This window comes from Rhodanobacter sp. UC4438_H5 (assembly GCF_052978405.1).
In genome coordinates this window covers 1,125,222-1,151,208 of sequence record NZ_CM129672.1, presented here as the reverse complement: position 1 = coordinate 1,151,208, position 25,987 = coordinate 1,125,222, and the positions used below count along the sequence as shown (strand labels likewise).

Sequence of the window (25,987 nt, the reverse complement as noted above, 5' to 3'; positions counted from 1 at the left end):
CCCGCCATCCCGGTAGACTTTGCGGACTCTGATGCGGGGTGGAGCAGTCTGGCAGCTCGTCGGGCTCATAACCCGAAGGTCGCAGGTTCGAATCCTGCCCCCGCTACCAGATCTTTCTTGATGCAAGAAAGCCTCCTCGTGAGGCTTTTTTGTTGGCTGCAAGGATGTACCGCACGGCGCGAAACGCGAGCGCCGGACATGGAACGCGACACGAGGACGATCATCGGCGAGTTAGGGAAATGGGCCGTTGGAGCCCATTTTTTGTTTCCGCGACCGAGTTCAGGTGAGTGATGGATACCCAGGCTCTGGCACGACGATTCAGCGAAGTACTGGCCGATCTGGGCCTGGAATGCCTTGGCGTGGAGTTCACTCCATCGCAGGGGCAGAGTACCCTGCGCGTTTACCTTGATTTGCCCGAGGCGGATGGCGCGGAGCGTCGTGAAGTCGGCATCGAGGATTGCGAGAAGGCGAGTCGCGAGCTGTCGGCGCTGCTCGACGTGGACGACCCGATTCCCGGTCATTACGTGCTGGAAGTCTCCTCGCCGGGCATCGACAGGCCGTTGTTCACCGCGGCGCAGTTCCGCAAGGCCGCGGGACAGGAAGTGAAGGTGCTGCTGAAGGCACCGCTGGATGGCCGCCGTCGCCTGCGCGGCAAGCTGGCCGTGGTGGAGGGCGACCGCATTTCGCTCGAAGCGGAAGGCCGCACCTTCGATTTCGATCACAACCAGGTCGAGAGTGCGCGCGTGGTGCCGGACTGGGTCGCGCTCGGTTATGCGCCCCAGCCCAAGCCCGGCGGCAAGCGCCCTGCGAAGAGTTAGCAGAACCCATTGAAAAGCCTGCCACGGATGGCGGACCTTTGATCCACGTGTTCATGGACGAGCGCAGAAAAATCAACAATTGGACGCCGCCTGGCGCCTGTGGAGTTGCAGCAATGAGCAAAGAACTTTTGCTGGTCGTCGATGCGGTCGCCAACGAAAAGGGCGTATCGGAAGACGTGATCTTCGACGCGATGGAGGCCGCACTGGCTTCGGCCGCCAAGAAGCGGTACCCGGACGAAGAGCCGGATATCCGCGTGTCGATCGATCACGCTACCGGCGAGTACGAGACGTTCCGCCGCTGGGAGATCATCGCCGACGACGGCGAGATGGAATCCCCGGCGTACCAGCTGCGCCTGATGGATGCGCTGGACGAGCGTGCCGACGCCCAGGTCGGCGAGTACATCGAGGAGCAGGTCGAGAACGCCGAATTCGGCCGCATCGCCGCGCAGGCCGCCAAGCAGGTGATCGTGCAGCGCGTGCGCGAGGCCGAGCGCCAGCAGGTGGTGGACGCCTTCGCCGATCGCGTCGGCGAACTGGTCACCGGCATCGTCAAGCGCGTCGAGCGCGGCAACATCTATCTCGACCTCGGCAGCAACGCCGAGGCGTTCATCCCGCGCGACAAGACCATTCCGCGCGAGTCGGCGCGCGTGGGCGACCGCGTGCGCGGCTATCTCTACGAGGTCAAATCCGAGGTTCGTGGCCCGCAGCTGTTCGTGTCGCGCGCCGCGCCGGAGTTCATGATCGAGCTGTTCAAGCTGGAAGTGCCGGAAGTCGGCCAGGGCCTGGTCGAGATCAAGGGCTGCGCGCGCGACCCGGGCGACCGCGCCAAGATCGCCGTGCTGGCGCACGACAGCCGCACCGACCCGATCGGCGCGTGCATCGGCATGCGCGGTTCGCGCGTGCAGGCGGTCTCCAACGACCTCAACGGCGAGCGCGTCGACATCATCCTGTGGCACGAGAATCCGGCCCAGTTCGTCATCAACGCGATGGCGCCGGCCGAGGTGCAGTCGATCATCATGGACGAAGAAAAGCACTCGATGGACATCGCGGTGGCCGAGGACAAGCTGTCCCAGGCGATCGGCCGCGGTGGCCAGAACGTGCGCCTGGCCAGCAAGCTGACCGGCTGGCAGCTCAACGTGATGACGCAGGACCAGGTCACCGCCAAGAGCGAGGCCGAGCAGGAAGCGGCACGCGTCCTGTTCATGGACAAGCTAGAGGTCGACCAGGAGATCGCAGTCATCCTGGTGCAGGAGGGTTTCTCCAGCATCGAGGAAATCGCCTACGTGCCCAGCGCCGAGCTGCTGGCCGTGGAGGGCTTCGACGAGGACATCGTCGAGGAGCTGCGTGCCCGCGCCCGCGATGCGCTGCTGACCGAGGCGCTGGCGGTGGAGGAGGGCGTCGACGATCACCAGCCCAGCGCCGAGCTGCTTGCCCTGGAAGGCATGGACGAGGAAACCGCTTATGCGCTGGCCGCGCGTGAGGTCTGCACGGTCGACGACCTGGCCGACCTGGCAGTGGACGACCTCATCGATATCGAGGGCATGGATGAGGAGCGCGCTGCGGCGCTGATCATGGCGGCCCGCGCGCCGATGATCGCGCGGCTGGAGCAGGGTGGCTGAGCGCGGGTACGGCGGCACCCCGGACGGGTGCGCCGGGAAGAACCCCGGGGTTCTTCACCAGGGATGGAAAGGGCGGCGATCATGATGCCGCACGAAATGACAAGCGCGGGAACGGCGGAGCAGAGAACAGAATGTCGGACGTCACGATCAAACAACTCGCCCAGGTACTGGGCATGCCGGTCGACAAGTTGCTGACGCAGCTTGGCGAAGCGGGCATGAAATTCTCCGACCAGGAGCAGGTCATCAGCAGCACCGAGAAGGTGAAACTGCTCGGATTCCTGCGCCGAACCCACGGCAAGGCCGAAGCCGCCGCCGAGGTTGCGGATGCGGCACCGCGCCAGATCACCCTGCGACGACGCACGGTGGGCGAATTGAAGGTGGCCGGCTCCGGTGGTCGTGGCGCCGCCGGCCCCGCCAAGACGGTAAACGTGGAAGTGCGCGCCAGGCGCACCTACGTCAAGCGCAGCGTGATTGCCGAGGAGGCCAGCGCCGAACCCGAGCGCGAGGAGGCCGTGCGCAAGCTGCAGGAATCGCAGCAGCAGCGCGAGCGCGAGGAGCGCGAACGGCTGGATTCCGAGCAGCGCCGCGAGAAGGACGCGCGCCAGCGCGAGCTCGACGAACAACAGCGCCAGGAAGAAGCCCGACGTGCCGAAACGGCCGCCGAAGCGCAGAGCGCGGCGGATCTCGCCGAACCCGCGCCGGAAGCGCCTGCCGAGGAGCCGGTGGTCGCTGCCAGCGAACCCGTCGACGAGGAGCCGGGCGTGCAGCGCATGGACCAGCGCGAGCTGGGCATGATCCTTCCGCGCATTCACGAGCCGCGCAAGCGCGAAAAACTGGTCAAGCCGCCCGCCCCGGCACCGGCTCCCGCACCGGCGCCCGCGCCGGCAGCGAGCGATGCGGCTCGCGGCGGCAAGGCACGGCATGGCCGCGAGCGCAGCGAGGACGTCGGCAGCAAGCACGAGCGCGACGGCAGCAAGCGCTTCGCCGGCGGCCAGATGCACCTCAGCGAGGCCGATCGCGCACGCCGCTCGTCCTCCAGCACCAAACGCGGCAAGGGCGGGCGCAGTGGCGGTCGCGACCTGCTGGCGCGCGGCAGCGGCGTGTCCGGCGGAACGCACGGGTTCTCCCGTCCCACCGCACCGGTGGTGCGCGAGGTGGTGGTGAGCGACACCAACGTGGTGGCCGATCTCGCCCAGAAGATGGCGGTGAAGGGCTCCGAGGTGGTGAAAGCCCTGTTCAAGATGGGCGTGATGGCGACGATCAACCAGACCGTCGACCACGACACCGCCGTGCTGGTGGTCGAGGAACTCGGCCATACGCCGGTGGCGGACAACCAGAACAACGCCGAGGAGACGCTCGCGGCGCATACCCAGAACATCGAGCTGGAAGGCGAGAAGGTTCCGCGGCCACCGGTAGTGACGATCATGGGTCACGTCGACCACGGCAAGACCTCGCTGCTCGACTACATCCGGCGCACCAAGGTGGCATCCGGCGAAGCCGGCGGCATCACCCAGCACATCGGCGCGTACCACGTGAAGACCTCGCGCGGCGTGATCACCTTCCTCGACACCCCGGGCCACGCGGCGTTCACCTCGATGCGCGCCCGCGGTGCGCAGTCGACCGACATCGTGATCCTGGTGGTGGCTGCCGACGACGGCGTCAAGCCGCAGACGATCGAGGCGGTCAAGCATGCCCGCGCGGCCAACGTGCCGATCATCGTGGCGGTCAACAAGATGGACAAGGACGGCGCCAACCCCGACAACGTGAAGCAGGGCCTGGTTGCGCAGGAAGTGGTGCCGGAAGACTGGGGCGGCGACGTGCAGTTCGTGCCGGTGTCGGCCAAGACCGGCATGGGCATCGAGGAACTGCTCGAAGCGATCTCGATCCAGGCCGAGGTGATGGAGCTCAAGGCGGTGGCCGACGGCCGCGCCTCCGGCGTGGTGATCGAATCCAGCCTGGATCGCGGCCGCGGTCCGGTGGCCACCGTGCTGGTTCAGCAGGGCACGTTGCGCAAGGGCGACTTCGTGGTCTGCGGCATCGAGTACGGGCGCATGCGCGCGTTGATCAACCAGTCCGGCAAGCAGGTGGACGAAGCCGGTCCGTCGATTCCCGTGCAGGTGCTCGGTCTGTCCGGCGTGCCCGAGACCGGCGACGATTTCGTCTGCGTCGAGGACGAGCGTCTGGCCCGCGAAGTGGCGCAGGAGCGTGAGCTCAAGCGGCGCGAGACGCGGATGGTCAGCAAGAGCAACCGTCTGGAAGACATCATCGCCAAGATGGGCCAGGGCGACGAGCAGCAGACGCTCAACATCCTGGTCAAGGGCGACGTGCAGGGGTCGGTGGAGGCCTTGCGCGAGTCGCTGACCCAGATCGGCAACGAGCGCGTGCGGGTCAACGTGGTGTCCTCCGGCGTGGGCGGCATCAACGAATCCGACGCCACGCTCGCCGCTGCGTCCAAGGCGCTGGTGATCGGCTTCAACGTCCGTGCCGACGCATCGGCGCGCAAGGTGATCGAAACCAACGGCCTGGACGTGCGTTACTTCTCGATCATCTACGACGTGATCGATCAGGTCACCCAGGCGGCCACCGGCCTGCTCGGCATGGAAGTGCGCGAGGACATCATCGGCATCGCCGAGGTGCGCGACGTGTTCCGCAGTTCCAAGTTCGGCGCCGTGGCCGGTTGCATGGTCACCGAGGGCCACGTCAAGCGCAGCAAGCCGATCCGCGTGCTGCGCGACAACGTGGTGGTGTTCGAGGGCGAGCTGGAATCGCTGCGCCGCTTCAAGGACCTCGTGGAAGAAGTCCGCAGCGGCATGGAGTGCGGCATCGCCGTCAAGCAGTACAACGACGTCAAGGTCGGCGACCAGATCGAATGCTTCGAGCGCACGGAAGTGGCTCGCACCTTGTGATGCCTGCGGCATCGCAAGGTGCGAGCGGGAATAGGGAATAGGGAATCGGGAATAGTCAGAGCGGCTGTCCCGACTTCCCTGGCCTCCATGCTCCCGTGACGCACCTTTGCCTTTCCGATTCCCTATTCTCGATTCCCTATTCCCGGCTTTCCAATCATGCCTTCCCGCGACTTCAAACGTACCGACCGCATCGGAGCCGAGCTGCGCCGCGAGCTTGGGCTGCTGGTGCATGCCGCGGTGCGCGACCACGGCCTGCCGTCGGTGAGTGTTTCCGATGTCGAGATCACCCGGGACCTGGACTGGGCGACGGTGTGGGTCACCGCGCTGGTACCGGAGCAGGGTTTGCCGGCGGTGAAGGCGCTCAACCAGATGGGGCACGAGATTCGCCACGCGCTGGCGCACAGCGGCATGCGCATGCGGCGCGTGCCCGAACTGAAATTCAAGTACGACGATTCGGTCGACAAGGGCGAGCGCATCGAACGCCTGCTGCGCGAACAGGCGGATGCACCCAAGCCGGACGATGACGCCAACGCGGTCTGAGTCTGGCGGCACGAATGCGCAAACCACCCCGCATCCAGTACCGCGACCTGCACGGGATCGTGCTGCTCGACAAGCCGATCGGCTTGAGCTCGAACCAGGCCTTGCAAGGCGTTCGCCGGCTGTTGCGCGCGGCCAAGGGCGGTCACGCCGGTGCGCTCGACCCGCTGGCCAGCGGTCTGCTGCCCTTGTGTTTCGGCGAGGCCACCAAGCTGGCCGGCACCTTGCTCGGCGCCAGCAAGGGTTATCTGGCTGAATGCCGGCTCGGCATCAGCACCGACACCGGTGACCGCGAGGGCGAGGTGATCGCACGCCAGCCGGTGCCCCGACTCGACCCCGAGCTGATCGAAGCCGCGTTGGCACCGCTGCGTGGAGCGATCCGTCAGGTGCCGCCGATGTATTCGGCGCTCAAGCAGGATGGCGAAAGACTGTACGTGAAGGCGCGCCGCGGCGAGTCGGTGGAACGGCCGGCGCGCGAGGTGGTCGTGCATCGACTGGAGCTGCTCTCCCGCGACAGCGACACCTTGCAGTTGCTGGTGGAATGCGGCTCGGGAACCTATGTGCGCTCGCTGGCGACGGATCTGGGTGCCACCCTGGGTTGCGGCGCGCACCTGACTTCGCTGCGGCGCACCTGGGTGGATCCCTTCCGCGATCCGCGCATGGTCACCATGGCCGAACTCGAGCAGGCAGCGGAGCAGGGCGACGAGGCCTTGCTGTGCCATCTGCTGCCGGTGGCCGAGGGTCTGCGCGACCTGCCGTCGGTTCACCTGGACGAGGCGCAGGCGATGGCCGTTTCGCGTGGCCAGCCGATCCAGCTTGACCCCTCGGTACCCGCCGGTCGCTGCGCGGCATTCGCGCCCGATGGTGCCTTGCTCGCCGTGCTCGAACTGGACGACATGCGCCGCAGCAGCATCCTGCGCGGCTTCAACCTGCCGCCAGCGGACGGATTTGCCTGAAAAGCGGGCTGCGCACTTGTTGTAACACCACTGGCATCAGTAGAATAGACAAGTTATTTCAACGCTTTCACTCCAACCAGGGCGAAGCTTGCGCTTGCGTCATCTCGCGATGATGCAAGCGCAAGCTTCGCATCGCCTTTCAAGGAAACGTACAACCATGTCCCTTACCGCAGAACAGACCAGCAAGATCATTGCTGATTTCGGCCGCGTGCCGAACGATACGGGCTCGACTGAAGTCCAGGTGGCCCTGCTGTCCGCCCGCATCGACCATCTCACCGGTCACTTCAAGGATCACATTCAGGACCACCACTCGCGTCGTGGCCTGCTCAAGCTCGTCAACCAGCGCAAGCGCCTGCTCAGCTACCTGAAGGATCGCGATCTTGCGCGCTACCAGACCCTGATCGAACGCCTCGGCCTGCGCCGGTAACGCTGGGCGCCGTTCGCGGACGCGAGGATCATGCGGCGCCCGTGCGCGGGCGCCTTTCCCAATTCAGATCAGGAAACAGTCACGTGGCAAAAGTAACCAAGTCATTCCAGTACGGTAATCACGAAGTCACGCTGGAGACGGGCGAAATTGCCCGCCAGGCATCCGGTGCGGTCATGGCCAGCATGGGCGGCACCGTGGTGCTGGTCACCGCCGTCGCCGCGACGAAGCAGAAGGAAGGCCAGGATTTCTTCCCGCTCACCGTCGACTACGTCGAGAAGTTCTATTCCGCCGGCCGCATTCCCGGCGGCTTCTTCAAGCGCGAAGGCCGTCCGACCGAGAAGGAGACGCTGACCTCGCGCCTGATCGATCGCCCGGTGCGCCCGCTGTTCCCGGATGACTTCAAGAACGAAGTGCAGGTCATCGCCCAGGTCGTCTCGCTGAACCCGGAAGTGGACGGCGACATCGTGGCCCTGCTCGGCGCCTCCGCCGCGCTCAGCCTGGCCGGCATCCCGTTCAAGGGCCCGATCGGCGCCGCCCGCGTCGGTTACGCCAACGGCAAGTACCTGCTGAACCCGTCGACCACCGAGCTGAAGACCTCCCAGCTGGACCTGGTCGTCGCCGGTACCGCCGGCGCCGTGCTGATGGTGGAATCCGAAGCGCAGCTGTTGTCCGAGGACGTGATGCTCGGCGCGGTGATGTTCGGCCACCAGCAGATGCAGACCGCCATCCGCGCGATCGCCGAACTGGCCACCGAGGCCGGCAAGCCGTCGTGGGACTGGCAGGCACCGGCGCGCAACGAGTCGCTGGCCGCTGCCGTCAAGGGCGCGGTCGGCGACCAGCTGGCCGCCGCGTTCCAGGTGCGCGACAAGCTCGAGCGTCGCGACGCGATCTCCGCGATCAAGGCCGACGTGCTGGCCGGGCTCAAGGCACAGGCCGAAGAAAACGGCTGGTCCACCGCCGCGATGGCCAAGGAATTCGAGGAGCTCGAATACCACACCATGCGCGACAGCGTGCTGAAGACCAAGGTGCGCATCGACGGCCGCCAGCTCGACGACGTGCGTGCGATCACCGCCCGTGTCGGCGTGCTGCCGCGGACGCATGGTTCGGCGCTGTTCACCCGCGGCGAGACCCAGGCGCTGGTCGTCATCACCCTGGGCACCACGCGTGACGCGCAGATCATCGACGCTCCCGGCGGCGAGTCGAAGGACCCGTTCCTGTTCCACTACAACTTCCCGCCGTTCTCGGTGGGCGAAGCCGGTCGCTTCGGCGCGCCGAAGCGTCGCGAGATCGGTCACGGCCGTCTTGCCAAGCGTGGCGTGCAGGCGGTCAAGCCGAGCATCGAGGAGTTCCCGTACGTGGTGCGCGTGGTCTCGGAAATCACCGAGTCCAACGGTTCCTCGTCGATGGCCTCGGTGTGCGGTTCCTCGCTGGCGATGATGGATGCCGGCGTGCCGCTGAAGGCACCGGTGGCGGGTATCGCCATGGGCCTGGTCAAGGAGGGCAACGACTTCGTCGTGCTGTCCGACATCCTGGGCGACGAGGATCACCTCGGCGACATGGACTTCAAGGTGGCCGGCAGTGCCGAAGGCATCTCCGCGCTGCAGATGGACATCAAGATCGACGGCATCACCGAGGAGATCATGAAGGTGGCGCTGGAGCAGGCCAAGCGCGGCCGCCTGCACATCCTCGGCGAAATGGGCAAGGCGCTCAGCACCGCCCGCACCGAGATGAGCGAGTTCGCCCCGCGCCTGATCACCATCAAGATCCACCCGGACAAGATCCGCGAAGTGATCGGCAAGGGCGGCGCCACCATCCGCTCGATCACCGAAGAGACCGGCACCACGATCGACATCAGCGATGACGGCACCATCATCATCGGCTCGGTCAATCGCGAGGCGGGCGAAGCGGCCAAGAAGCGCATCGAGCAGATCACTTCCGACGTCGAGCCGGGCCGCATCTACGAGGGCAAGGTCGCCAAGCTGATGGACTTCGGCGCGTTCGTGACGATCATGCCGGGCAAGGACGGTCTGGTGCACGTATCGCAGATTTCCGACGAGCGCGTCGAAAAGGTCTCCGACAAGCTCAAGGAAGGCGACATCGTCAAGGTCAAGGTGCTGGAAGTCGACAAGCAGGGCCGCATCCGCCTGTCGATGAAGGCCGTGACCGAGGAAGAGCGCGCCAGCGTCTGAACTCCGCCACGAGGCAATTCCGCAAGGCCCGGCCCATGCCGGGCCTTGCGCGTTTCGGGGCCGGTGATTTTGTGCAACCTGCTTTTGCTAGGATGGATGGACCTTGCGCGAGGATGCACCGATGGCCGATCCGGCGAATGATTTCATCAGGGATTACCAGGCGCTGGCACAGCAGTCGTGGGACGCCTGGACGCGCCAGTTCCAGCAGCCTCCCGCGGCCAATCCGTTCGCGCCGCCCCCGGCGCCTGCCGCGGGCAATGACATGCTCGAACGCACCCTGGCCGGGCTGAAGGGATACTTCGACTGGATGCAGGCAGCGGCCAGCGGCGGCGCGGCCCAGCCGGCCACCGACTGGCGTCAGCAATTGCAGCAGATGTTCGGTGGAGCCAGTCAGCCGTTCGCGCAGGCTTTCGGCGGCATCGACACTGCCGGCGCGGAGGGCTTCGCGCGGCAATGGCAGTCCTGGCTGCAGGCGGCCCAGCGCGGTGGTTTCGGTGAGCTGTCGGGCTTGCAGGGGCCGACCCCGGCATTCGGCCTGAACCGCGAGCAGCAGATGCAGCAGCAAGCCTTGGCCACGGCCTTGCTGGAGTCGATGCGGGCATCCGCCCGCTATCAGGAACTGATCCAGCGCGCCAACGCGCAAGGCATGCAACGCCTGCAGGCGCGGTTGGCCGAACCGGGGCGCCAGGTCGATTCGCTCAAGGGGCTGTACGACTTGTGGGTGGACGCCTCCGAAGAGGCTTATGCGGGAATCGCGCTGTCCGACGAGTTCCGCGATGCCTATGGCGAGATGGTCAACACGCAGATGCGCGTGCGCCAGCTCCAGCAACAGCAGACCGAGCAGATGTGCCAGCAGCTCGGCGTGCCCACGCGCAGCGAAGTGTCCAGCCTCGGCGAACGCCTGCAGGCGCTGCGCCGCGAATTCCGTGCCAATCTGGCCGATGGGTCCGCCGACCATGCCGGGGAGATCATGGCCTTGCGCCGGGAACTCGCGGCGTTGAAGCGCCGGCTCGCCGATCGTCCGGCGGTACCCGCAGTGAAGAAGCGCGCCGCTGCCAAGCCTGCGGTCGCCGTGAAGAAGGCGCCGGCGAAAGCGGCGCGCAAGCCCACCAGCCCGTCCAAATCGGGCTCCGGCCAGCGCAAGCGCAAATAAGGAGAGCAGCCATGCAGACACCATTGCGCGTCGACCCGACCCAGGCCCTGGCCGACATCGCCACCTTCCAGCGCAAACTGGCCGCCGGCATGGCCAACCTGCGCAACATGCGCGAGCCGGAATACGCCAATACCCCGCGCGAGCTGGTCTACAGCGAGGACAAGCTGAAGGTCTGGCACTTCACCGGTCACGGCAAGGCGACCTCGAAGACCCCGCTGCTGATCGTCTACGCCCTGGTCAACACGGTGTGGATGACCGACCTGCAGGCCGACCGCTCGATGGTGCGCAACCTGCTGGAGCAGGGCGAGGATGTCTACCTGATCGACTGGGGCTATCCCGACGGCGCCGACCGCTGGCTGACCCTGGACGACTACATCAACGGCTACCTCGACCGCTGCGTCGACGTGGTACGCAAACGCCACGGTCTCGACGCGATCAACCTGCTCGGCATCTGCCAGGGCGGCGCGTTCTCGCTGTGCTATACCGCGCTGCACCCGGACAAGGTGAAGAACCTGATCACCATGGTCACCCCGGTGGATTTCCACACGCCGGACAACATGCTGTCGCACTGGTGCCGCCGCATGGACGTGGACCTGTTCGTCGACACCATGGGCAACATCCCGGCCGGGTTGATGAACTACGTCTACCTCACGCTGAAGCCGCTGCGGCTGAACCAGCAGAAGTACATAGGCATGGTGGACATCCTCGACAACCCGACCGAGCTGGAAAACTTCCTGCGCATGGAGCGCTGGATCTTCGACTCGCCCGACCAGGCCGGCGAGGCGTTCCGCCAGTTCATCAAGGATTTCTACCAGGGCAACAAGCTGGTCAAGGGCACGCTGGACATCGGCGGTCAGAGCGTGGATCTGGGCATGATCACCCAGCCGGTGCTGAACATCTTCGCCGAGCAGGATCACCTGGTGCCGCCGGATGCCTCGCGCGCACTGGGCAAGCACGTGGGCACCACCGACTACACCCAGCTCGCATTCAAGGGCGGCCACATCGGCATCTACGTGTCCGGCCGCGCCCAGCGCGAGGTGCCGCCGGCGATCCACCAGTGGTTGCGCCAGCGCGACTGAATCGCGCGCCCGCACGTGATCGCCTGTCGTGCGGAATCCACGCACGACAGGCGATAATCACCGGATGACCACATCCGCCGATACCCACGATTCCATCCGCGCCGTGCAGTGGCAAGGCGATCACCTGCGCCTGCTCGACCAGCGCCTGCTGCCGGGCGAGGAACGCTGGATCGACTGCCGCGATGCGGCCCAGGTCACCCAGGCCATCCGCGACCTGGCCGTGCGTGGCGCGCCGGCCATCGGCATTGCCGCCGCCTGGGGCGTGGCGATGGCGGCACAGCAGGGCGTTCCGCTGGAACCGGTATTGGCGCAGTTGCGCGCGGCCCGGCCCACGGCAGTGAACCTGATGTGGGCATTGGACCGGATGAAAAAACGCATCGTGGCCGGTGCCGATGCCGGTGCGCTGTTGCACGAGGCGCAGCTGATCCAGGACGAGGATCTGGCTGCCAATCGCCGCATGGGCGAGCTCGGCGCAGCACTGATCGCGCCGGGCTCGGGCGTGCTGACCCATTGCAACACCGGTTCGCTGGCCACCGCCGGTTACGGTACCGCGCTCGGGGTGATCCGCGCCGGCGTCGCCGCAAACCGGATCGCGCGCGTCTATGCCGGCGAGACGCGTCCGTGGCAGCAAGGCGCGCGGCTGACCATGTGGGAACTCGTACGCGAGGGCATCCCCGCCCGGCTGATCGCCGACTCTGCCGCCGCGCACCTGATGAAATCCGGCGCCGTGCAGTGGGTGATCGTCGGTGCCGACCGCATCGCGGCCAACGGCGACACCGCCAACAAGATTGGCACCTACCAACTGGCGATCAGCGCGAAATACCATGGCGTCAAGTTCATGGTGGTGGCGCCGTCGTCGACGGTGGACATGGCGACCGCCAACGGCGAGGAGATCGAGATCGAGCTGCGCGACCCGGCCGAGCTTCTGTCCAGCGGGGGCAGGCGCGTGGTGGTGGAGGGAGCGCAGGCATGGAATCCGGTTTTCGACGTCGCACCCGCCGAGCTGATCGACGCGATCGTCACCGAGCGCGGCGTGATCGAGCGACCTGACACCCTGTCGATGCAGGCCTTGTTCGGCCATTGATTCCCCGGGTTCCGATGCGGCATCCGGCCGTCCTTGCGGCGCTTGCCGTGTTCGTCCGCTGGTTGCCGAGACGACCTCGCTGGGGGCCTGCGCGTCCGGCGCGCTGCTCAATTCTTGAGCACATTTCCGATGGCCTCGTGCCGGTCTCGCGATGGCAATACAAGTCATTGATTTCAAAAGCTTAAAACCTGTCATTTTGCAGCCATCCATGCTACAATCCAGCGGTTCATTTCGGGTCGCTCGCGCACGCGCTTGAGACGCGGCGCCAGCGTCCTTTTTTTGTCTCCAGGGAAGCCAATCCATGGCAGAAACCGCCAAAGAAATCATTCGCGTCAACATCGAAGACGAGATGCGGCAGAGCTACCTCGATTACGCGATGAGCGTGATCATTGGCCGCGCGCTTCCGGATGTACGCGATGGACTCAAGCCGGTGCATCGTCGCGTATTGTTCGCGATGAACGAACTCGGCAACGTGTGGAACAAGCCGTACAAGAAGTCGGCCCGCGTGGTCGGCGACGTCATCGGCAAATACCATCCGCACGGCGACCAGTCGGTGTATGACGCGATCGTGCGCCTGGCGCAGCCGTTCTCGCTGCGCTACATGCTGGTCGACGGCCAGGGCAACTTCGGCTCGGTCGACGGCGACAGCGCCGCCGCCATGCGTTACACCGAGGTGCGCATGTCGCGGCTCAGCCACGAGCTGCTGGCCGACATCGACAAGGAAACCGTCGACTTCGGCCCGAACTACGACGAGAGCGAGCACGAGCCGCTGGTGCTGCCCACGCGCGTGCCGAACCTGCTGGTGAACGGTTCGGCCGGCATCGCGGTCGGCATGGCCACCAACATCCCGCCGCACAACCTCAACGAGGTAATCGCGGCGACCATCGCGCTGATCGACGAGCCCGCGCTGTCGATCGACGAATTGATGCATTACATCCCGGGCCCGGACTTCCCGACCCACGGCATCATCAATGGCTCCTCCGGCATCATCGAGGCCTACCGCACCGGTCGCGGCCGCATCCTGGTGCGCGCGAAGGCGGAGATCGAAACCGAGTCGAACGGCCGCGAGACGATCATCGTCCACGAGCTGCCGTACCAGGTGAACAAGGCGCGGCTGATCGAAAAGATCGCCGAGCTGGTCAAGGAAAAGAAGCTCGAAGGCATCAGCGAGCTGCGTGACGAGTCCGACAAGGACGGCATGCGCGTCGTCATCGAGATCCGCAAGGACGCGATGGGCGACGTGGTGCTGAACAACCTGTTCCAGCAGACCCAGCTGCAGGTCACCTTCGGCATCAACATGGTGGCGCTGCTGGACGGCCAGCCGAAGCTGCTGAACCTCAAGGACATCCTCGAAGCGTTCATCCGCCACCGGCGCGAGGTGGTCACCCGCCGCACCATCTTCGAGCTGCGCAAGGCCCGCGCCCGCGCGCACATCCTCGAAGGCCTCACTGTCGCACTGGCCAACATCGACGAGATGATCGAGCTGATCAAGACTTCGGCGTCGCCGGCCGAGGCGCGCGAGCGCATGCTGGCCAGGAAATGGCAGCCGGGCGTGGTCGGCGCGCTGTTGTCGGCGGCCGGTGCCGGTGCCTCGCGACCGGAGGACATGGACCCGCGCGATGGCCTGAAGGCCGATGGCTACCAGTTGTCCGACGTGCAGGCGCAGGAAATCCTGGCGATGCGGCTGCACCGCCTTACCGGCCTGGAACAGGAAAAGCTTTCCGACGAGTACCGCCAGATCCTGGAAACCATCCGCGGCCTGATCGAGATCCTGGAGAACCCGGACCGCCTGCTGCAGGTGATCCGCGAGGAGCTGGAAGCGATCAAGGCCGAGTTCGGCGACGCGCGTCGCACCGAGATCCAGCATTCGCAGGAGGACCTCAACGTCCTCGACCTGATCGCCCCGGAAGACATGGTGGTCACGCTGTCGCACACCGGCTATGTCAAGCGCCAGCCGGCCAGCACCTACCGCTCGCAGCGGCGCGGCGGCAAGGGTCGCTCGGCCTCGGCGCTGAAGGACGAGGACGTGGTCGAGCAGCTGTGGGTGGTCAACACGCACGACACCCTGCTCACCTTCACCAGCACCGGCCGCGTCTACTGGCTCAAGGTCTACCAGATTCCCGAGGCCGGTCCCGGCGCGCGCGGCAAGCCGATCATCAACCTGCTGCCGCTGGGCGAGGGCGAAAAGGTGCAGGCGGTGCTGCCGATCCGCGAGTATGCGGAAGATCGCTTCGTGTTCTTTGCCACCAAGCACGGCACGGTGAAGAAAACCCCGCTGACCGAATTCGCGTTCCAGCTGCAGAAGGGCAAGCTGGCGATCAAGCTGCACGACGACGACGCACTGGTCAACGTCGAGCTGACCGACGGCGACAGCGACATCCTGCTGTTCGCCTCCAACGGCAAGGTCAATCGTTTCGACGAGAACACCGTGCGCTCGATGGGCCGCACCGCCGCGGGCGTACGCGGCATGAAACTGGTCGGCGGCGCCGAGGTGGTATCGCTGATCGTGGCGGCGGAAGGCGACATCCTCACCGCCACGGCGCGGGGCTACGGCAAGCGCACCGAACTGGCCGAGTTCACCAAGAAGGGCCGTGGCACGCAAGGCGTCATCGGCATCCAGTGCTCCGAGCGCAATGGCGCGCTGGTCGGCGCGGTGCAGGTCACCGAGGCGCACGAGCTGATGCTGATCTCCGACCAGGGCACCCTGGTGCGTACGCGCGTGGCGGAAGTCTCGCAACTGGGCCGCAATACCCAGGGCGTCACCCTGATCAAGCTGCCCGCCAACGAAACGCTGGTCAGCGTGATGCGGCTGGACGCGGAAGAGGACAACGGCGACGAGGCCGTCGTCGAGGCCGGGGATGCGCCGGTCGGCGAAGCGGGTGAGGGCGCCACGGGAGACGCTTCCGCGGGCGAGTGATCCCGCTGTGGTGAAACGAACAGGCCCCGGCATGGCCGGGGCCTGTTCGCGTTCATGGCATGCCGCGCGTCGGTCAGCGATGGTCCAGCGTGACACCGGTCAGCAGGCCACGGGCCAGCATGCTGCATTGACGCCGGTACACCAGAAGCTGCCACTGGCGTCCGCCGACCTGGCGCCACAGCACCGCCGAGCGCACCGCGGCGAGCAGGTTGGCGCGCACTTTCTCGACCACGGCCGGTTGCTGCAACTGCTGCGGATTGCCGCTGACCATCACCCGCGGCCGCAAGGTGGACAGCGTGGATGCATACAGCTCGGCGAGACGGCCGCTGACCTGGCTCGAATCCTGTCCGAAATGCTCGACCTGGCGCTGCGCCGCCTGGATGCCCTGCTGCAGCTTCTCCAGCAGCTCCGGGCGGCCGGCAAGGCTGCGTTCCAGCCGCATCACGGTGACCACCATGCGGGTAACCGACATGTCGCGATCGCTCTCGTCGAGCTGGGCGACCAGGTTGCGCAGGCCGAGGCGCACGCCCGAGACGCCACCGTACACGGCCACCACCGAGGGCGCGTCGATGCGGAAGATGCTGGCCACGCCCGCCTGCATGGCGATCTCGTCGCAGCGTCCGTCGTTGGCCAGTTGCTGGGCCAGCGAGCAGGCCTGAAACAATCCGGCCAGGGCGAGTACGCGTTCCTCGTTCATGCCTAGGGTTTCAAACACGGATTTGCGATTCCTTGAGTTGCGCTGTGGTGGTGAGGGTGAAGGCTGGCAGCAAGCCGCCGTAGGCGGCATCGGTTGCCATGATCACCGCGCCGCCGAGACAGACCTCGCCAGCGTAGAAAACGACCGATTGACCCGGCGTGACGGCACGCTGCGGCACATCGAACGTGACGGCAAGACCGGTCTCGCCGACGCTGACCGAGCACGCCTGGTCGGTCTGACGGTAGCGCGTGCGCGCCGTGCAGCGAAACTCGGTGCCCGGCGGCTCGCCGGCGATCCAGTGTGGTGCCTCGGTATGCAATCGCCGCGACAGCAGCCAGTGGTTCTCGCCGCCCTGGGCGACGATCAGCACGTTGGCCGCCACGTCCTTGCCCACCACGAACCACGGCTCGCCGCTGGCGCCATGCCGGCCGCCGATGCCGAGTCCGTTGCGCTGGCCCAGGGTGTAATACATCACGCCCTGGTGTTCGCCGACCCGCCGGCCGTCGGGCGTGCGCGTCTCGCCCGGCCGTGCGGGAATGTACTGCGCCAGGAAGCTGCGGAAGTCGCGCTCGCCGATGAAGCAGATGCCGGTGGAATCCTTCTTCGCATGGGTCGGCAGCGCCGCCTCGCGGGCCAGTTCGCGCACGCGCGGCTTCTCGATCCCGCCCAGCGGAAACAGCGTGGCGGCCAGTTGCTGCTGGCCCAGCGCATGCAGGAAATAACTCTGGTCCTTGGCCGCGTCCGTCGCCCGCAGCAGCCGGTGGCGTCCGTCCACGCAATCGACGCGGGCGTAATGGCCGGTGGCGATCTTTTCCGCGCCGAGCATGCGAGCCTCGTCGAGGAAGGTCTTGAACTTGATCTCGCGATTGCACAGCACGTCCGGATTGGGTGTGCGGCCGGCGCGGTATTCGGCAAGAAAGTGCTCGAACACGCCATCCCAGTACTCCGCCGCGAAGTTGCGCGCGTGGAACGGGATGCCCAGGCGGCCACAGACCGCCACCGCGTCCTTGCGGTCCGCGTCGCTGGTGCACGGACCGTCGCGGTCGTCCTCTTCCCAGTTCTGCATGAACAGGCCTTCGACCTCGTGGCCCTGCCGTTGCAGCAACAGGGCAGCCACCGACGAATCGACACCGCCGGAGACGCCCAGCATCACCTTCATCCGCGCGACCCTCCCGGCACCCAGCTCAGGCTGGCCAACGGCAGTCGCTGGCCGGCCAGCCAGGCGTCGATGCTGGCCAGCACCAGCGGGCTGCGCAGGCGCTCGCCGAGGCCGGCGATTTCGTCGCGAGTCATCCACAAGGCGCGGCGGATACCGGTGTCCAGCGGCCGATCGGCGTCGTGCCCGAGTGCCCGGGCGGCGAAACTGAAGCGGATCACTGCCTCGCCGTGCTCGCTGCTGCGCCATTGCTGCACGCCGATCAGGTGCTGCGGCTCGACCGTCCAGCCGGTTTCTTCCAGGGTCTCGCGCACGGCCGCGGCGGCCAGCGTTTCGCCGTCCTCCAGGTGCCCGGCCGGCTGGTTGCAGACCAGTCGGCCGGCAACCTCCTCCTCCACCATCAGGTAGCGCCCGGCCTCAGCCACCACGCACGCAACGGTGACGTGCGGGCGCCAGATCTCGGGGCGGGGCGTGGGGTCGGCCATGAAAATTCAGGGGTGGAAAAGTGTCCATTGTGCCACTACCTGCAGTAAACGCCGACGCGCCGGGCACGATTGGCGGCGGCGTATACTTCAACCGAAAGCGAATGCCTCCCACGACACCATGGCCAACGAAAACGAACACGAACAAGACAGCGGCCGCGGCCTGGCGCTGGAAACCGCCAAGCCGGAAGTGGCACGACCGCCGCTGTTCCAGGTGCTGCTGCTGAACGACGATTTCACACCGATGGATTTCGTGGTGGAGGTGCTGCGCAATTTCTTTACCCTGGACCAGGAACAGGCGGTGCAAATCATGTTGCACGTGCATACCCGCGGACGCGGCGTGTGCGGCGTGTTCACGCGGGAAGTGGCAGAAACCAAGGTCACCCACGTCAACGAGTATTCCCGCTCGCACCAGCATCCGTTGTTGTGCACTATGGAAAAGCTCTGAACGCCCCCATTTCGTGCCCATCGCGGCGCTGAAGGCCGCCCAACAAGCTAGCGGAGACGATCCGAATGTTCAGCAAGGATCTGGAAGTCACCATCGGCCACTGCTACAAGCAGGCCCGCGAACAGCGTCATGAGTTCATGACGGTGGAACACCTGCTGCTGGCGCTGACGGAGAACCAGTCGGCGCTCGGCGCACTGCGCGCCTGCGGCGTCGACCTGCCGCGCATGGCCGGCGAGCTGACCCGCATCATCGGCGAGACGGTGCCGGTGCTGCCGCCGGGCGACGAGCGCGACACGCAACCCACGCTGGGCTTCCAGCGGGTGCTGCAGCGCGCCGTCTACCACGTGCAGTCGTCCGGCCGAAAGGAGGTTACCGGCGCCAACGTGCTGGTGGCGATCTTCGGCGAGAAGGATTCGCATGCGGTGTTCTTCATGCACCAGCAGGAGATCACCCGGCTCGACGTGGTCAACTACATCTCGCACGGCATCGCCAAGATCGGCGACGAGCCGGCCGCCGGCGTGTCCGGCGGCGAGCGCGAGGGCGAGGAGGGCGGCGAGCCCAAGGGCAACCCGCTGCACGAGTTCGCCAGCAACCTCAACGAACTGGCGCTGGAAGGCAAGATCGACCCGCTGATCGGGCGCGCCGACGAGATCGAGCGCACCATCCAGGTGCTCTGCCGCCGGCGCAAGAACAATCCGCTGTATGTCGGCGAGGCCGGCGTGGGCAAGACTGCGCTGGCCGAGGGCCTGGCCAAGCGCATCGTCGACGGCGAAGTGCCCGAGGTGCTGGAGAGCGCCACGATCTGGGCGCTGGATCTCGGTGCCCTGGTGGCCGGTACCAAGTACCGTGGCGATTTCGAGAAGCGCCTGAAGAGCGTGATCGCGCAGCTCAAGAAGCAGCCCGGTGCGATTCTGTTCATCGACGAGATCCACACGATCATCGGCGCCGGCTCCGCCTCGGGCGGCACCATGGATGCCTCGAACCTGATCAAGCCGATGCTGGCCTCGGGCGAACTGCGCTGCATCGGTTCGACCACGTTCCAGGAATACCGCGGCGTGTTCGAGAAGGACCGTGCGCTGGCCCGCCGCTTCCAGAAGATCGACGTGGTCGAACCGACCGTGGCCGACAGCGTGGAGATCCTCAAGGGCCTGCGTTCGCGCTTCGAGGAACACCACCATGTCGCCTACACCAACGACGCGCTGAAGGCGGCCGTCGACCTGTCGGTGAAGCACATCCCCGACCGGCTGCTGCCGGACAAGGCGATCGACGTGATCGACGAGGCCGGCGCACGCCAGCGACTGCTGCCGGAAGACAAGCGCACCGGTACCGTGGACGTCAGCGAAGTCGAGTACATCGTGGCCAAGATGGCGCGGATTCCGGAGAAGCAGGTCTCCGCCTCCGATCGCGACGTGCTGCGCAACCTCGAGCGCAACCTCAAGATGGTGGTGTTCGGGCAGGACCCGGCGATCGAGGCGCTGGCCGCGTCGATCAAGATGGCCCGCTCGGGCCTGGCCGACCCGTCCAAGCCGATCGGCTGCTTCCTGCTGGCCGGCCCCACCGGCGTGGGCAAGACCGAGGTGACCAAGCAGCTGGCGATGCAGCTCGGCATCGAGATGATCCGTTTCGACATGTCCGAGTACATGGAAGGGCATTCGGTGTCGCGGCTGGTCGGTGCGCCTCCGGGCTACGTCGGTTTCGACCAGGGCGGCCTGCTGACCGAGGCGGTGACCAAGCACCCGCACGCGGTGCTGCTGCTGGACGAGATCGAGAAGGCGCATCCGGACGTGTTCAACATCCTGCTGCAGGTGATGGACCGCGGCGTGCTGACCGACACCAACGGCCGCGAGGCGAACTTCAAGAACGTGGTGGTGGTGATGACCACCAACGCGGGCGCGGCGATCGCGGCGCGGCGCAGCATGGGCTTCGTCGAGCAGAAGCACGAATCGGACGCGATGGAAGTGATCCGCCGCATCTTCACGCCGGAGTTCCGCAACCGGCTGGACGCGATCATCCAGTTCGCCGCGCTCGACTTCGAGCACATCCTGCGCGTGGTCGACAAGTTCCTGATCGAGCTGGAAAGCCAGCTGACCGAGAAGCGGGTGAGCCTGGACGTGGATGCCGACGCCCGCCGCTGGCTGGCCGAGCACGGCTTCGACCCGCAGATGGGCGCACGGCCGATGGCGCGGGTGATCCAGGAGAAGGTGAAGCGCGCGCTGGCCGACGAGCTGCTGTTCGGCAAGCTGGTCGACGGCGGCGTGGTCAAGCTGAGCGTGGCCGACGGCGAACTGAAGGTGGAGTGCAAGGCCGTCACCAAGCTCCCGGCCATCGTTGAGTAACGGCCCGCTGAGGGCTGGCTCCACAACGCAAAAGCGGCGCCATGCGCCGCTTTTGTCATATCGGTACGTCGATCCCGTCGGGGCCGCCTACTTCATGCGGTAGGTGATGCGTCCCTTGCTCAGGTCGTACGGGGTCATCTCGATCTTGACCTTGTCGCCCGTGAGGATACGGATGTAGTGCTTGCGCATGCGCCCGGAGATGTGCGCGATCACCACGTGACCGTTCTCCAGCTGCACGCGGAACATGGTGTTGGGCAGGGTCTCCTGGACCGTGCCTTCCATTTCGATGACGTCGTCTTTGGCCATATGTCCCGGGCTTCACGCGCAGCCGAGATGGCTGCGTAAGCCGTCGATTATGCCACGAATGGCGGCGTGGTTAAAGAATCATCAAGGCCGTCGCAAGTTCAGGCAAACAGCTCCTCCAGCTTGCGCCGGATCTCCTGTTCGATCATGCCGGTCAGCGGCGTCAGCATCATGCCCAGCCTCGCCTGCACGTCGATTGCCTCGCGCTCCACGGCAATGGAACCGGTGACACCGGGGCGCGAGAAACCCAGGGTGTCGCCTTGCCAGTCGCCGGCCAGGCCGAACTTCTCGTGCATGCGCGCGGCCACCTGCTCGACGCGGGCGCGGGCCTCGGCGATCGACAACTGGTGGGCGCGGCGAATATGGATGCTCGGCATGGCATGCTTCCGGCAAAGCGGCCATCTTACTGCGATGCAGGCGCATGGTAGAGTCTCGCGATTGATCGACCTGGCACGCCATGCGCATCGAATTTCCCAATGCCGCTCGCGAGGATTTCCGCTGGACGCAGGCGCGACTGTGCATCGGCAGCGACGCCGCCAATGACCTGGTGCTGGCCGCCGGCCAGGCGGCCGCGCGGCACGTTCGCATCGAGCAGGATCGTCGCGGCTGGGTGCTCCAGGTGCTGCCCTCGGCCGACCGCATCTACGTCAACGCCAGGCCCGTGCGCGAGCGTGCGCTGGTGCGTCCGGGCGACGTGGTCAGCATCGGCGATTGCCGCATGTTGCTGCGCGACGACGACGATCCCGCGCTGCGTGAGCCGCGCCAGGTCCCGGCGCACGAACGCTGCATCGTGGCGCTGCGCGCGGTCGCCGGGCCGCTGTCCGGGCGGCTGCTGCCAGTGCAGGATGGGCTTGAGTTCGGTCCCGCCGGCCGTTGCCTGCCGGGCCTGCCGGCGGGCGAGGCGGTGGGCTTGCGCATCGGCTGGCAGGAGGGCCGGCTGATGCTGGAGTCGACCCTGCCCTCGGCGCGGCATCCGTTGCGGGTGAACGGCGTCGCGACGCAATGCGTGGCGCTGCAGGACGGCGACCAGATTGGCGTGGCGATGCACCGCTTCGTACTCGAGGCTCCCGGCATGGAACCCGAACCGGAACCGGTCGAATCCGCGCCGCGGGCGACGCCCTTGCCCGAGGCAGCGGCCGGGCCTTCCGGCGAGGTGTGGTGGCTGATCGCCACGGCTGCCGCGCTGGCGCTGGCCATCGCCTTGGTGCTGCTGGTGCGCTTCTGAGCACTGGTTGACGAAAGCATGTTGCGCCGCGGCATAATGCGGAACAACCTCGACGCCGCAGGAAACCCCGTGAGCAGAGTCTGGAATTTCAGTGCCGGTCCCGCCGCGCTGCCGCTGGCCGTGCTCGAACGCGCCCGCGACGAGCTGACCGACTGGCAGGGCAGCGGCGCTTCGGTGATGGAGCAGTCCCATCGCGGCAAGCGCTTCATCGCCATGGCCGCGCAGGCCGAAGCGGACTTGCGCGCGCTGGTGGGTATCCCTGCTGACCATGCCGTGCTGTTTCTGCAGGGCGGCGCGACGCAGCAGTTCGCCCAGATCCCCATGAACCTGGCGGGCGAGGGGGAAAGCGCCGACTACATCGACAGCGGCCACTGGAGTGCCAAGGCGATCAGCGAGGCAGCGCCGTACGTGCGGGTCAACGTGGCCGCCAGCGCGAAGGCCGCCGGCTATCGGCAGCTGCCGCCGCGCGAAAGCTGGCAGCTCGATCCGCGCGCCGCCTATGTGCACTACACGCCGAACGAAACCATCCACGGCGTGGAGTTCCCCGACGTGCCCGAGACAGGCGAGGTGCCATTGGTCGCGGACATGTCCTCCAACATCCTGTCCGCGCCACTGGACGTGCGCCGATTCGGCCTGGTCTATGCCGGTGCGCAGAAGAACATCGGCCCGTCCGGACTGGTGCTGATGATCATCCGTCGCGACCTGCTCCAACGAGCGGGCCGGCCGATGGCGCGGATCTTCCGCTATGCCGACCATGCCGCGGCCGACTCGATGTTGAACACCCCGAACACCTGGGGCTGGTATCTTGCCGGGCTCACTTTCCAGTGGCTGCTGGCGCAGGGCGGGCTGGCCGCGATGGGCGCAGCCAACCGCGCCAAGGCCCACTTGCTGTACACGAGCATCGACGGCTCCGGCGGCTACTACCGCAATCCGGTGGAGCCGGCCGCGCGTTCGCGCATGAACGTGCCATTCACCCTGCATGACAGTGCGCTGGATGCGCCATTCCTGCAGGAGTCCGAGGCCGCCGGGCTGCTTGCGCTGAAGGGGCACAAGGCAGTGGGCGGGATGCGCGCATCGCTGTACAACGCCGTGCCGCTGGAGGCGGTCGAGGCGCTGGTCGCTTTCATGCGCGACTTCGCCACGCGCCATGGTTGAACATCATTCGCGGAGCATGGGATGCTCGCGTGCAAATGGACTTCTTTCCATCCAGACGGCCAAGGCATGAACGACCCCAAGACTCCGCTTAGCGAGATGCGCGAGCGCATCGACAGCATCGACCGGCAGATCCAGCAGCTCATCTCCGAGCGCGCCAACCATGCCCGCACGGTGGCGAAGGTGAAGGGCGAGGGGCTTTCGGCGATCGACTACTACCGCCCCGAGCGCGAAGCGCACGTGCTGCGAATGGTGGTGGACCGCAACCAGGGGCCGCTGTCCGATGCCGAGATGGTGCGCCTGTTCCGCGAGATCATGTCCTCCTGCCTGGCGCAGGAAGACCCGTTGAAGATCGGCTTCCTCGGCCCGGAGGGCACCTTCAGCGAACAGGCCGTGCGCAAGCATTTCGGCCATGCCGCCTACGGCCTGCCGCTGGGCAGCATCGAGGAAGTGTTCCAGGAGGTCGCCGCCGGGCACGCCGATTTCGGCGTGGTGCCGGTGGAGAACTCGGGGCAGGGCATGATCCAGGTGACGCTGGACATGTTCCTCACTTCCGAGGCCACCATCTGCGGCGAGATCGAGCTGCGCGTGCACCAGTGCCTGCACTCGCGCAGCGGCAGGCTGGAAGACGTGCATCGCATCTACGCACATGCTCAGTCGCTGCAGCAGTGCAAAACCTGGTTGCGCATCAACCTGCCCGACGTCGAGTGCATCGCGGTGTCGAGCAATGCCGAGGCGGCTCGGCTGGCGTTGCATGCCGATGATGTCGCGGCGATCGCCGGCGAAAGCGCAGGCAAGGTCTATCGGCTGAAGACGGTGGCGCAGGGCATCGAGGACCGCGCCGACAACACCACGCGCTTCCTGGTGATCGGCCGCACGCTGTTCCCGCCCTCGGGCAACGACCGCACCTCGCTGCTGGTCACGGTCAACGACAAGCCGGGCGCACTGTACGACGTGCTCAGCCCGTTCGCGAAGCATGGCATCAGCCTGAACCGGATCGAGTCGCGCCCGGCGCACACCGGCAAGTGGCAGTACGCATTCTTCATCGATGTGTCCGGCCACATTGACGACGATGCGCTGCAGGCCGCCGTGCGCGACATCGGCGAGTCGGCCGCGTCGATTCGCGTGCTCGGCTCCTACCCGGTGGCCTTGCCTTGAGCGCACGGCTGGACTGGCTCAGCGGCGCAGTTGGTCCCTTGCACGGCAGCGTCGCCGTGCCGGGCGACAAGTCGATCTCGCATCGGGCGCTGATGCTGGCGGCCATCGCAGAGGGGCGTTCGCATATTCGCGGCTTTCTCGAGGGTGAGGACACGCGCGCCACGGCCGCGGTACTGGCCCAGCTCGGCGTGCGCATCGAAATCCCGACGGAGGGTGAACGCGTCATTCACGGCGTCGGCCTGCACGGCCTGCATGCCGCCACGCAGCCGCTGGACTGCGGCAATGCCGGTACCGGCATGCGTCTGCTCGCTGGCTTGCTCGCGGGGCAGGCGTTCGACAGCGTGCTGGTGGGCGATGCTTCGCTGTCGAAGCGACCGATGCGCCGGGTGACCGACCCGCTGGCGCGGATGGGCGCGCGCATCGACAGCCAGGACGGCCTGCCGCCCCTGCGGCTTCACGGCGGCAACACCCTGCGCGGCATCCGCTACGAGTTGCCGGTGGCCAGCGCCCAGGTGAAGTCCGCCCTGCTGCTGGCCGGCCTGTATGCGCAAGGCACGAGCGAGATTCTCGAACCGCACCCGACCCGCGACTACACCGAACGCATGCTGGCCGCGTTCGGGTGGCCGATCGAGTTCACGCCGGGTCGTGTCCGGCTCGACGGTGGCCACGCCTTGCGTGCGGTCGACGTCGAGGTGCCGGCGGACTTCTCGTCGGCGGCATTCTTCCTGGTTGCCGCCAGCATCGTGCCGGGTTCGCAGCTGCGCCTGCCGGGGATAGGCCTCAATCCGCGCCGCACCGGCTTGCTGCAGGCACTGCGCCTGATGGGCGCGGACATCGTGGTGGAGCGGGAACGCGAGGCCGGCGGAGAGCCGGTGGGCGACCTGGTGGTCCGCCATGCGCCGTTGCATGGCATCGAGTTGCCCGTCGCGCTGGTGCCGGACATGATTGACGAACTCCCCATCCTGTTCATCGCTGCTGCCGCGGCGTCGGGACGCACGGTGGTCCGCGGCGCGGCCGAGTTGCGGGTGAAGGAATCCGACCGCATCGCCACCATGGCGGCGGGCATGCGCGCGCTGGATGTGGCGATCGAGGAGACCCCGGATGGCGCGGTCATCGACGGCGGCCCGATCGGCGCCGGCACGGTGGAAAGCCTCACCGACCATCGCATCGCGATGAGCTTCGCGGTGGCCGGCTTGCGCGCGACCGGGCCGGTGCGGATCAACGACTGCCGCCACGTGGCCACCTCGTTCCCCGGCTTCCGTGAGCTGGCCAACGGCTGCGGGTTTGCCCTGCGCGAGGCGTGCTGAACCTGGCGCGGCACTCGTTGTATCGTGATCGTCCGCGC

22 protein-coding genes and 1 tRNA gene are annotated in these 25,987 nt (G+C 66.6%); 18 read left to right on the top strand and 5 right to left on the bottom strand.

Annotation, left to right across the window (positions count from 1 at the left end):
• The first annotated feature begins 32 nt into the window (after positions 1-32).
• The 12 genes from ACVCL9_RS05305 (at position 33) to gyrA (ending at position 15,685) form a co-directional block, all read left to right on the top strand.
• Positions 33-109, top strand: a tRNA-Met gene (locus ACVCL9_RS05305).
• Between the two features lie 181 nt (positions 110-290).
• Positions 291-818 carry a ribosome maturation factor RimP gene (locus ACVCL9_RS05300; protein WP_447098850.1) on the top strand — a complete coding sequence of 176 codons (528 nt, stop codon included), beginning with the start codon at positions 291-293 and terminating at the stop codon, positions 816-818.
• Between the two features lie 113 nt (positions 819-931).
• On the top strand, positions 932-2,437 hold the full coding sequence (gene nusA / locus ACVCL9_RS05295) for a transcription termination factor NusA (RefSeq protein WP_395118588.1): 1,506 nt from the start codon (positions 932-934) through the stop codon (positions 2,435-2,437).
• A 131-nt stretch (positions 2,438-2,568) separates the two neighbouring features.
• Complete coding sequence (gene infB, locus ACVCL9_RS05290) at positions 2,569-5,343, top strand: translation initiation factor IF-2 (RefSeq protein ID WP_447098851.1); 2,775 nt, start codon at positions 2,569-2,571, stop codon at positions 5,341-5,343.
• A 156-nt stretch (positions 5,344-5,499) separates the two neighbouring features.
• Positions 5,500-5,883, top strand: coding sequence for a 30S ribosome-binding factor RbfA (gene rbfA / locus ACVCL9_RS05285; protein WP_395118584.1), 384 nt, complete (start codon positions 5,500-5,502; stop codon positions 5,881-5,883).
• A gap of 14 nt (positions 5,884-5,897) precedes the next feature.
• On the top strand, positions 5,898-6,836 hold the full coding sequence (truB, locus tag ACVCL9_RS05280) for a tRNA pseudouridine(55) synthase TruB (RefSeq protein WP_447098852.1): 939 nt from the start codon (positions 5,898-5,900) through the stop codon (positions 6,834-6,836).
• A 157-nt stretch (positions 6,837-6,993) separates the two neighbouring features.
• A complete protein-coding gene (gene rpsO, locus ACVCL9_RS05275; RefSeq protein WP_136257158.1) occupies positions 6,994-7,263 on the top strand; it encodes a 30S ribosomal protein S15 in 270 nt (89 codons plus the stop codon).
• Between the two features lie 83 nt (positions 7,264-7,346).
• Positions 7,347-9,452, top strand: a complete 2,106-nt coding sequence (pnp, locus tag ACVCL9_RS05270; protein WP_395118580.1) for a polyribonucleotide nucleotidyltransferase — start codon at positions 7,347-7,349, stop codon at positions 9,450-9,452.
• Positions 9,453-9,573: 121 nt separating this feature from the next.
• Positions 9,574-10,605: a poly(R)-hydroxyalkanoic acid synthase subunit PhaE gene (locus ACVCL9_RS05265; RefSeq protein ID WP_395118578.1), complete on the top strand. Its 1,032-nt coding sequence runs from the start codon at positions 9,574-9,576 to the stop codon at positions 10,603-10,605.
• Between the two features lie 11 nt (positions 10,606-10,616).
• Entirely contained in the window at positions 10,617-11,684 is a 1,068-nt protein-coding gene (locus tag ACVCL9_RS05260; RefSeq protein ID WP_447098853.1) for a class III poly(R)-hydroxyalkanoic acid synthase subunit PhaC, read from the top strand.
• A gap of 64 nt (positions 11,685-11,748) precedes the next feature.
• Positions 11,749-12,768 carry an S-methyl-5-thioribose-1-phosphate isomerase gene (gene mtnA, locus ACVCL9_RS05255; RefSeq protein ID WP_447098854.1) on the top strand — a complete coding sequence of 340 codons (1,020 nt, stop codon included), beginning with the start codon at positions 11,749-11,751 and terminating at the stop codon, positions 12,766-12,768.
• A gap of 301 nt (positions 12,769-13,069) precedes the next feature.
• Positions 13,070-15,685, top strand: a complete 2,616-nt coding sequence (gene gyrA / locus ACVCL9_RS05250) for a DNA gyrase subunit A (RefSeq protein ID WP_447098855.1) — start codon at positions 13,070-13,072, stop codon at positions 15,683-15,685.
• Positions 15,686-15,758: 73 nt separating this feature from the next.
• Here gyrA and hflD read toward each other — a convergent pair whose 3' ends face one another.
• Genes hflD through ACVCL9_RS05235 form a run of 3 tightly spaced genes read right to left on the bottom strand, consistent with a single transcriptional unit; the run spans position 15,759 to position 18,023 of the window.
• The gene (gene hflD, locus ACVCL9_RS05245) at positions 15,759-16,382 is read right to left on the bottom strand and encodes a high frequency lysogenization protein HflD (protein ID WP_395121391.1); all 624 of its coding nucleotides are present in this window, start codon (positions 16,380-16,382) and stop codon (positions 15,759-15,761) included.
• 10 nt (positions 16,383-16,392) lie between these two features.
• On the bottom strand, positions 16,393-17,541 hold the full coding sequence (gene mnmA / locus ACVCL9_RS05240) for a tRNA 2-thiouridine(34) synthase MnmA (protein ID WP_447098856.1): 1,149 nt from the start codon (positions 17,539-17,541) through the stop codon (positions 16,393-16,395).
• Positions 17,538-18,023 (bottom strand): NUDIX hydrolase, encoded by a 486-nt coding sequence (locus ACVCL9_RS05235; RefSeq protein WP_447098857.1) that lies wholly within the window; start codon positions 18,021-18,023, stop codon positions 17,538-17,540. Before ACVCL9_RS05235 ends, mnmA begins: the two co-directional genes overlap by 4 nt.
• Before the next feature lie 118 nt (positions 18,024-18,141).
• Here ACVCL9_RS05235 and clpS point away from each other — a divergent pair, with 118 nt between their 5' ends.
• Together clpS and clpA are read left to right on the top strand one after the other, a co-directional pair.
• A complete protein-coding gene (gene clpS, locus ACVCL9_RS05230; protein WP_395118566.1) occupies positions 18,142-18,468 on the top strand; it encodes an ATP-dependent Clp protease adapter ClpS in 327 nt (108 codons plus the stop codon).
• A gap of 65 nt (positions 18,469-18,533) precedes the next feature.
• Positions 18,534-20,804: an ATP-dependent Clp protease ATP-binding subunit ClpA gene (clpA, locus tag ACVCL9_RS05225; protein WP_447098858.1), complete on the top strand. Its 2,271-nt coding sequence runs from the start codon at positions 18,534-18,536 to the stop codon at positions 20,802-20,804.
• 87 nt (positions 20,805-20,891) lie between these two features.
• On the opposite strand, the gene infA is transcribed toward clpA, so the two are convergent.
• Together infA and ACVCL9_RS05215 are read right to left on the bottom strand one after the other, a co-directional pair.
• Positions 20,892-21,110, bottom strand: coding sequence for a translation initiation factor IF-1 (infA, locus tag ACVCL9_RS05220; protein WP_007081871.1), 219 nt, complete (start codon positions 21,108-21,110; stop codon positions 20,892-20,894).
• Between the two features lie 98 nt (positions 21,111-21,208).
• Positions 21,209-21,484 (bottom strand): polyhydroxyalkanoic acid system family protein, encoded by a 276-nt coding sequence (locus ACVCL9_RS05215; RefSeq protein WP_395118562.1) that lies wholly within the window; start codon positions 21,482-21,484, stop codon positions 21,209-21,211.
• Positions 21,485-21,564: 80 nt separating this feature from the next.
• Here ACVCL9_RS05215 and ACVCL9_RS05210 point away from each other — a divergent pair, with 80 nt between their 5' ends.
• The 4 genes from ACVCL9_RS05210 to aroA all read left to right on the top strand — a co-directional run bounded on the left by ACVCL9_RS05210 (position 21,565) and on the right by aroA (position 25,949).
• Positions 21,565-22,332, top strand: a complete 768-nt coding sequence (locus ACVCL9_RS05210) for an FHA domain-containing protein (protein WP_447098859.1) — start codon at positions 21,565-21,567, stop codon at positions 22,330-22,332.
• 69 nt (positions 22,333-22,401) lie between these two features.
• Positions 22,402-23,487: a 3-phosphoserine/phosphohydroxythreonine transaminase gene (serC, locus tag ACVCL9_RS05205; protein WP_447098860.1), complete on the top strand. Its 1,086-nt coding sequence runs from the start codon at positions 22,402-22,404 to the stop codon at positions 23,485-23,487.
• A 66-nt stretch (positions 23,488-23,553) separates the two neighbouring features.
• Entirely contained in the window at positions 23,554-24,642 is a 1,089-nt protein-coding gene (gene pheA / locus ACVCL9_RS05200) for a prephenate dehydratase (RefSeq protein WP_395118556.1), read from the top strand.
• Positions 24,639-25,949, top strand: a complete 1,311-nt coding sequence (gene aroA, locus ACVCL9_RS05195) for a 3-phosphoshikimate 1-carboxyvinyltransferase (protein ID WP_447098861.1) — start codon at positions 24,639-24,641, stop codon at positions 25,947-25,949. The genes pheA and aroA overlap by 4 nt, the downstream gene beginning before the upstream one ends.
• Positions 25,950-25,987 lie beyond the last annotated feature (38 nt).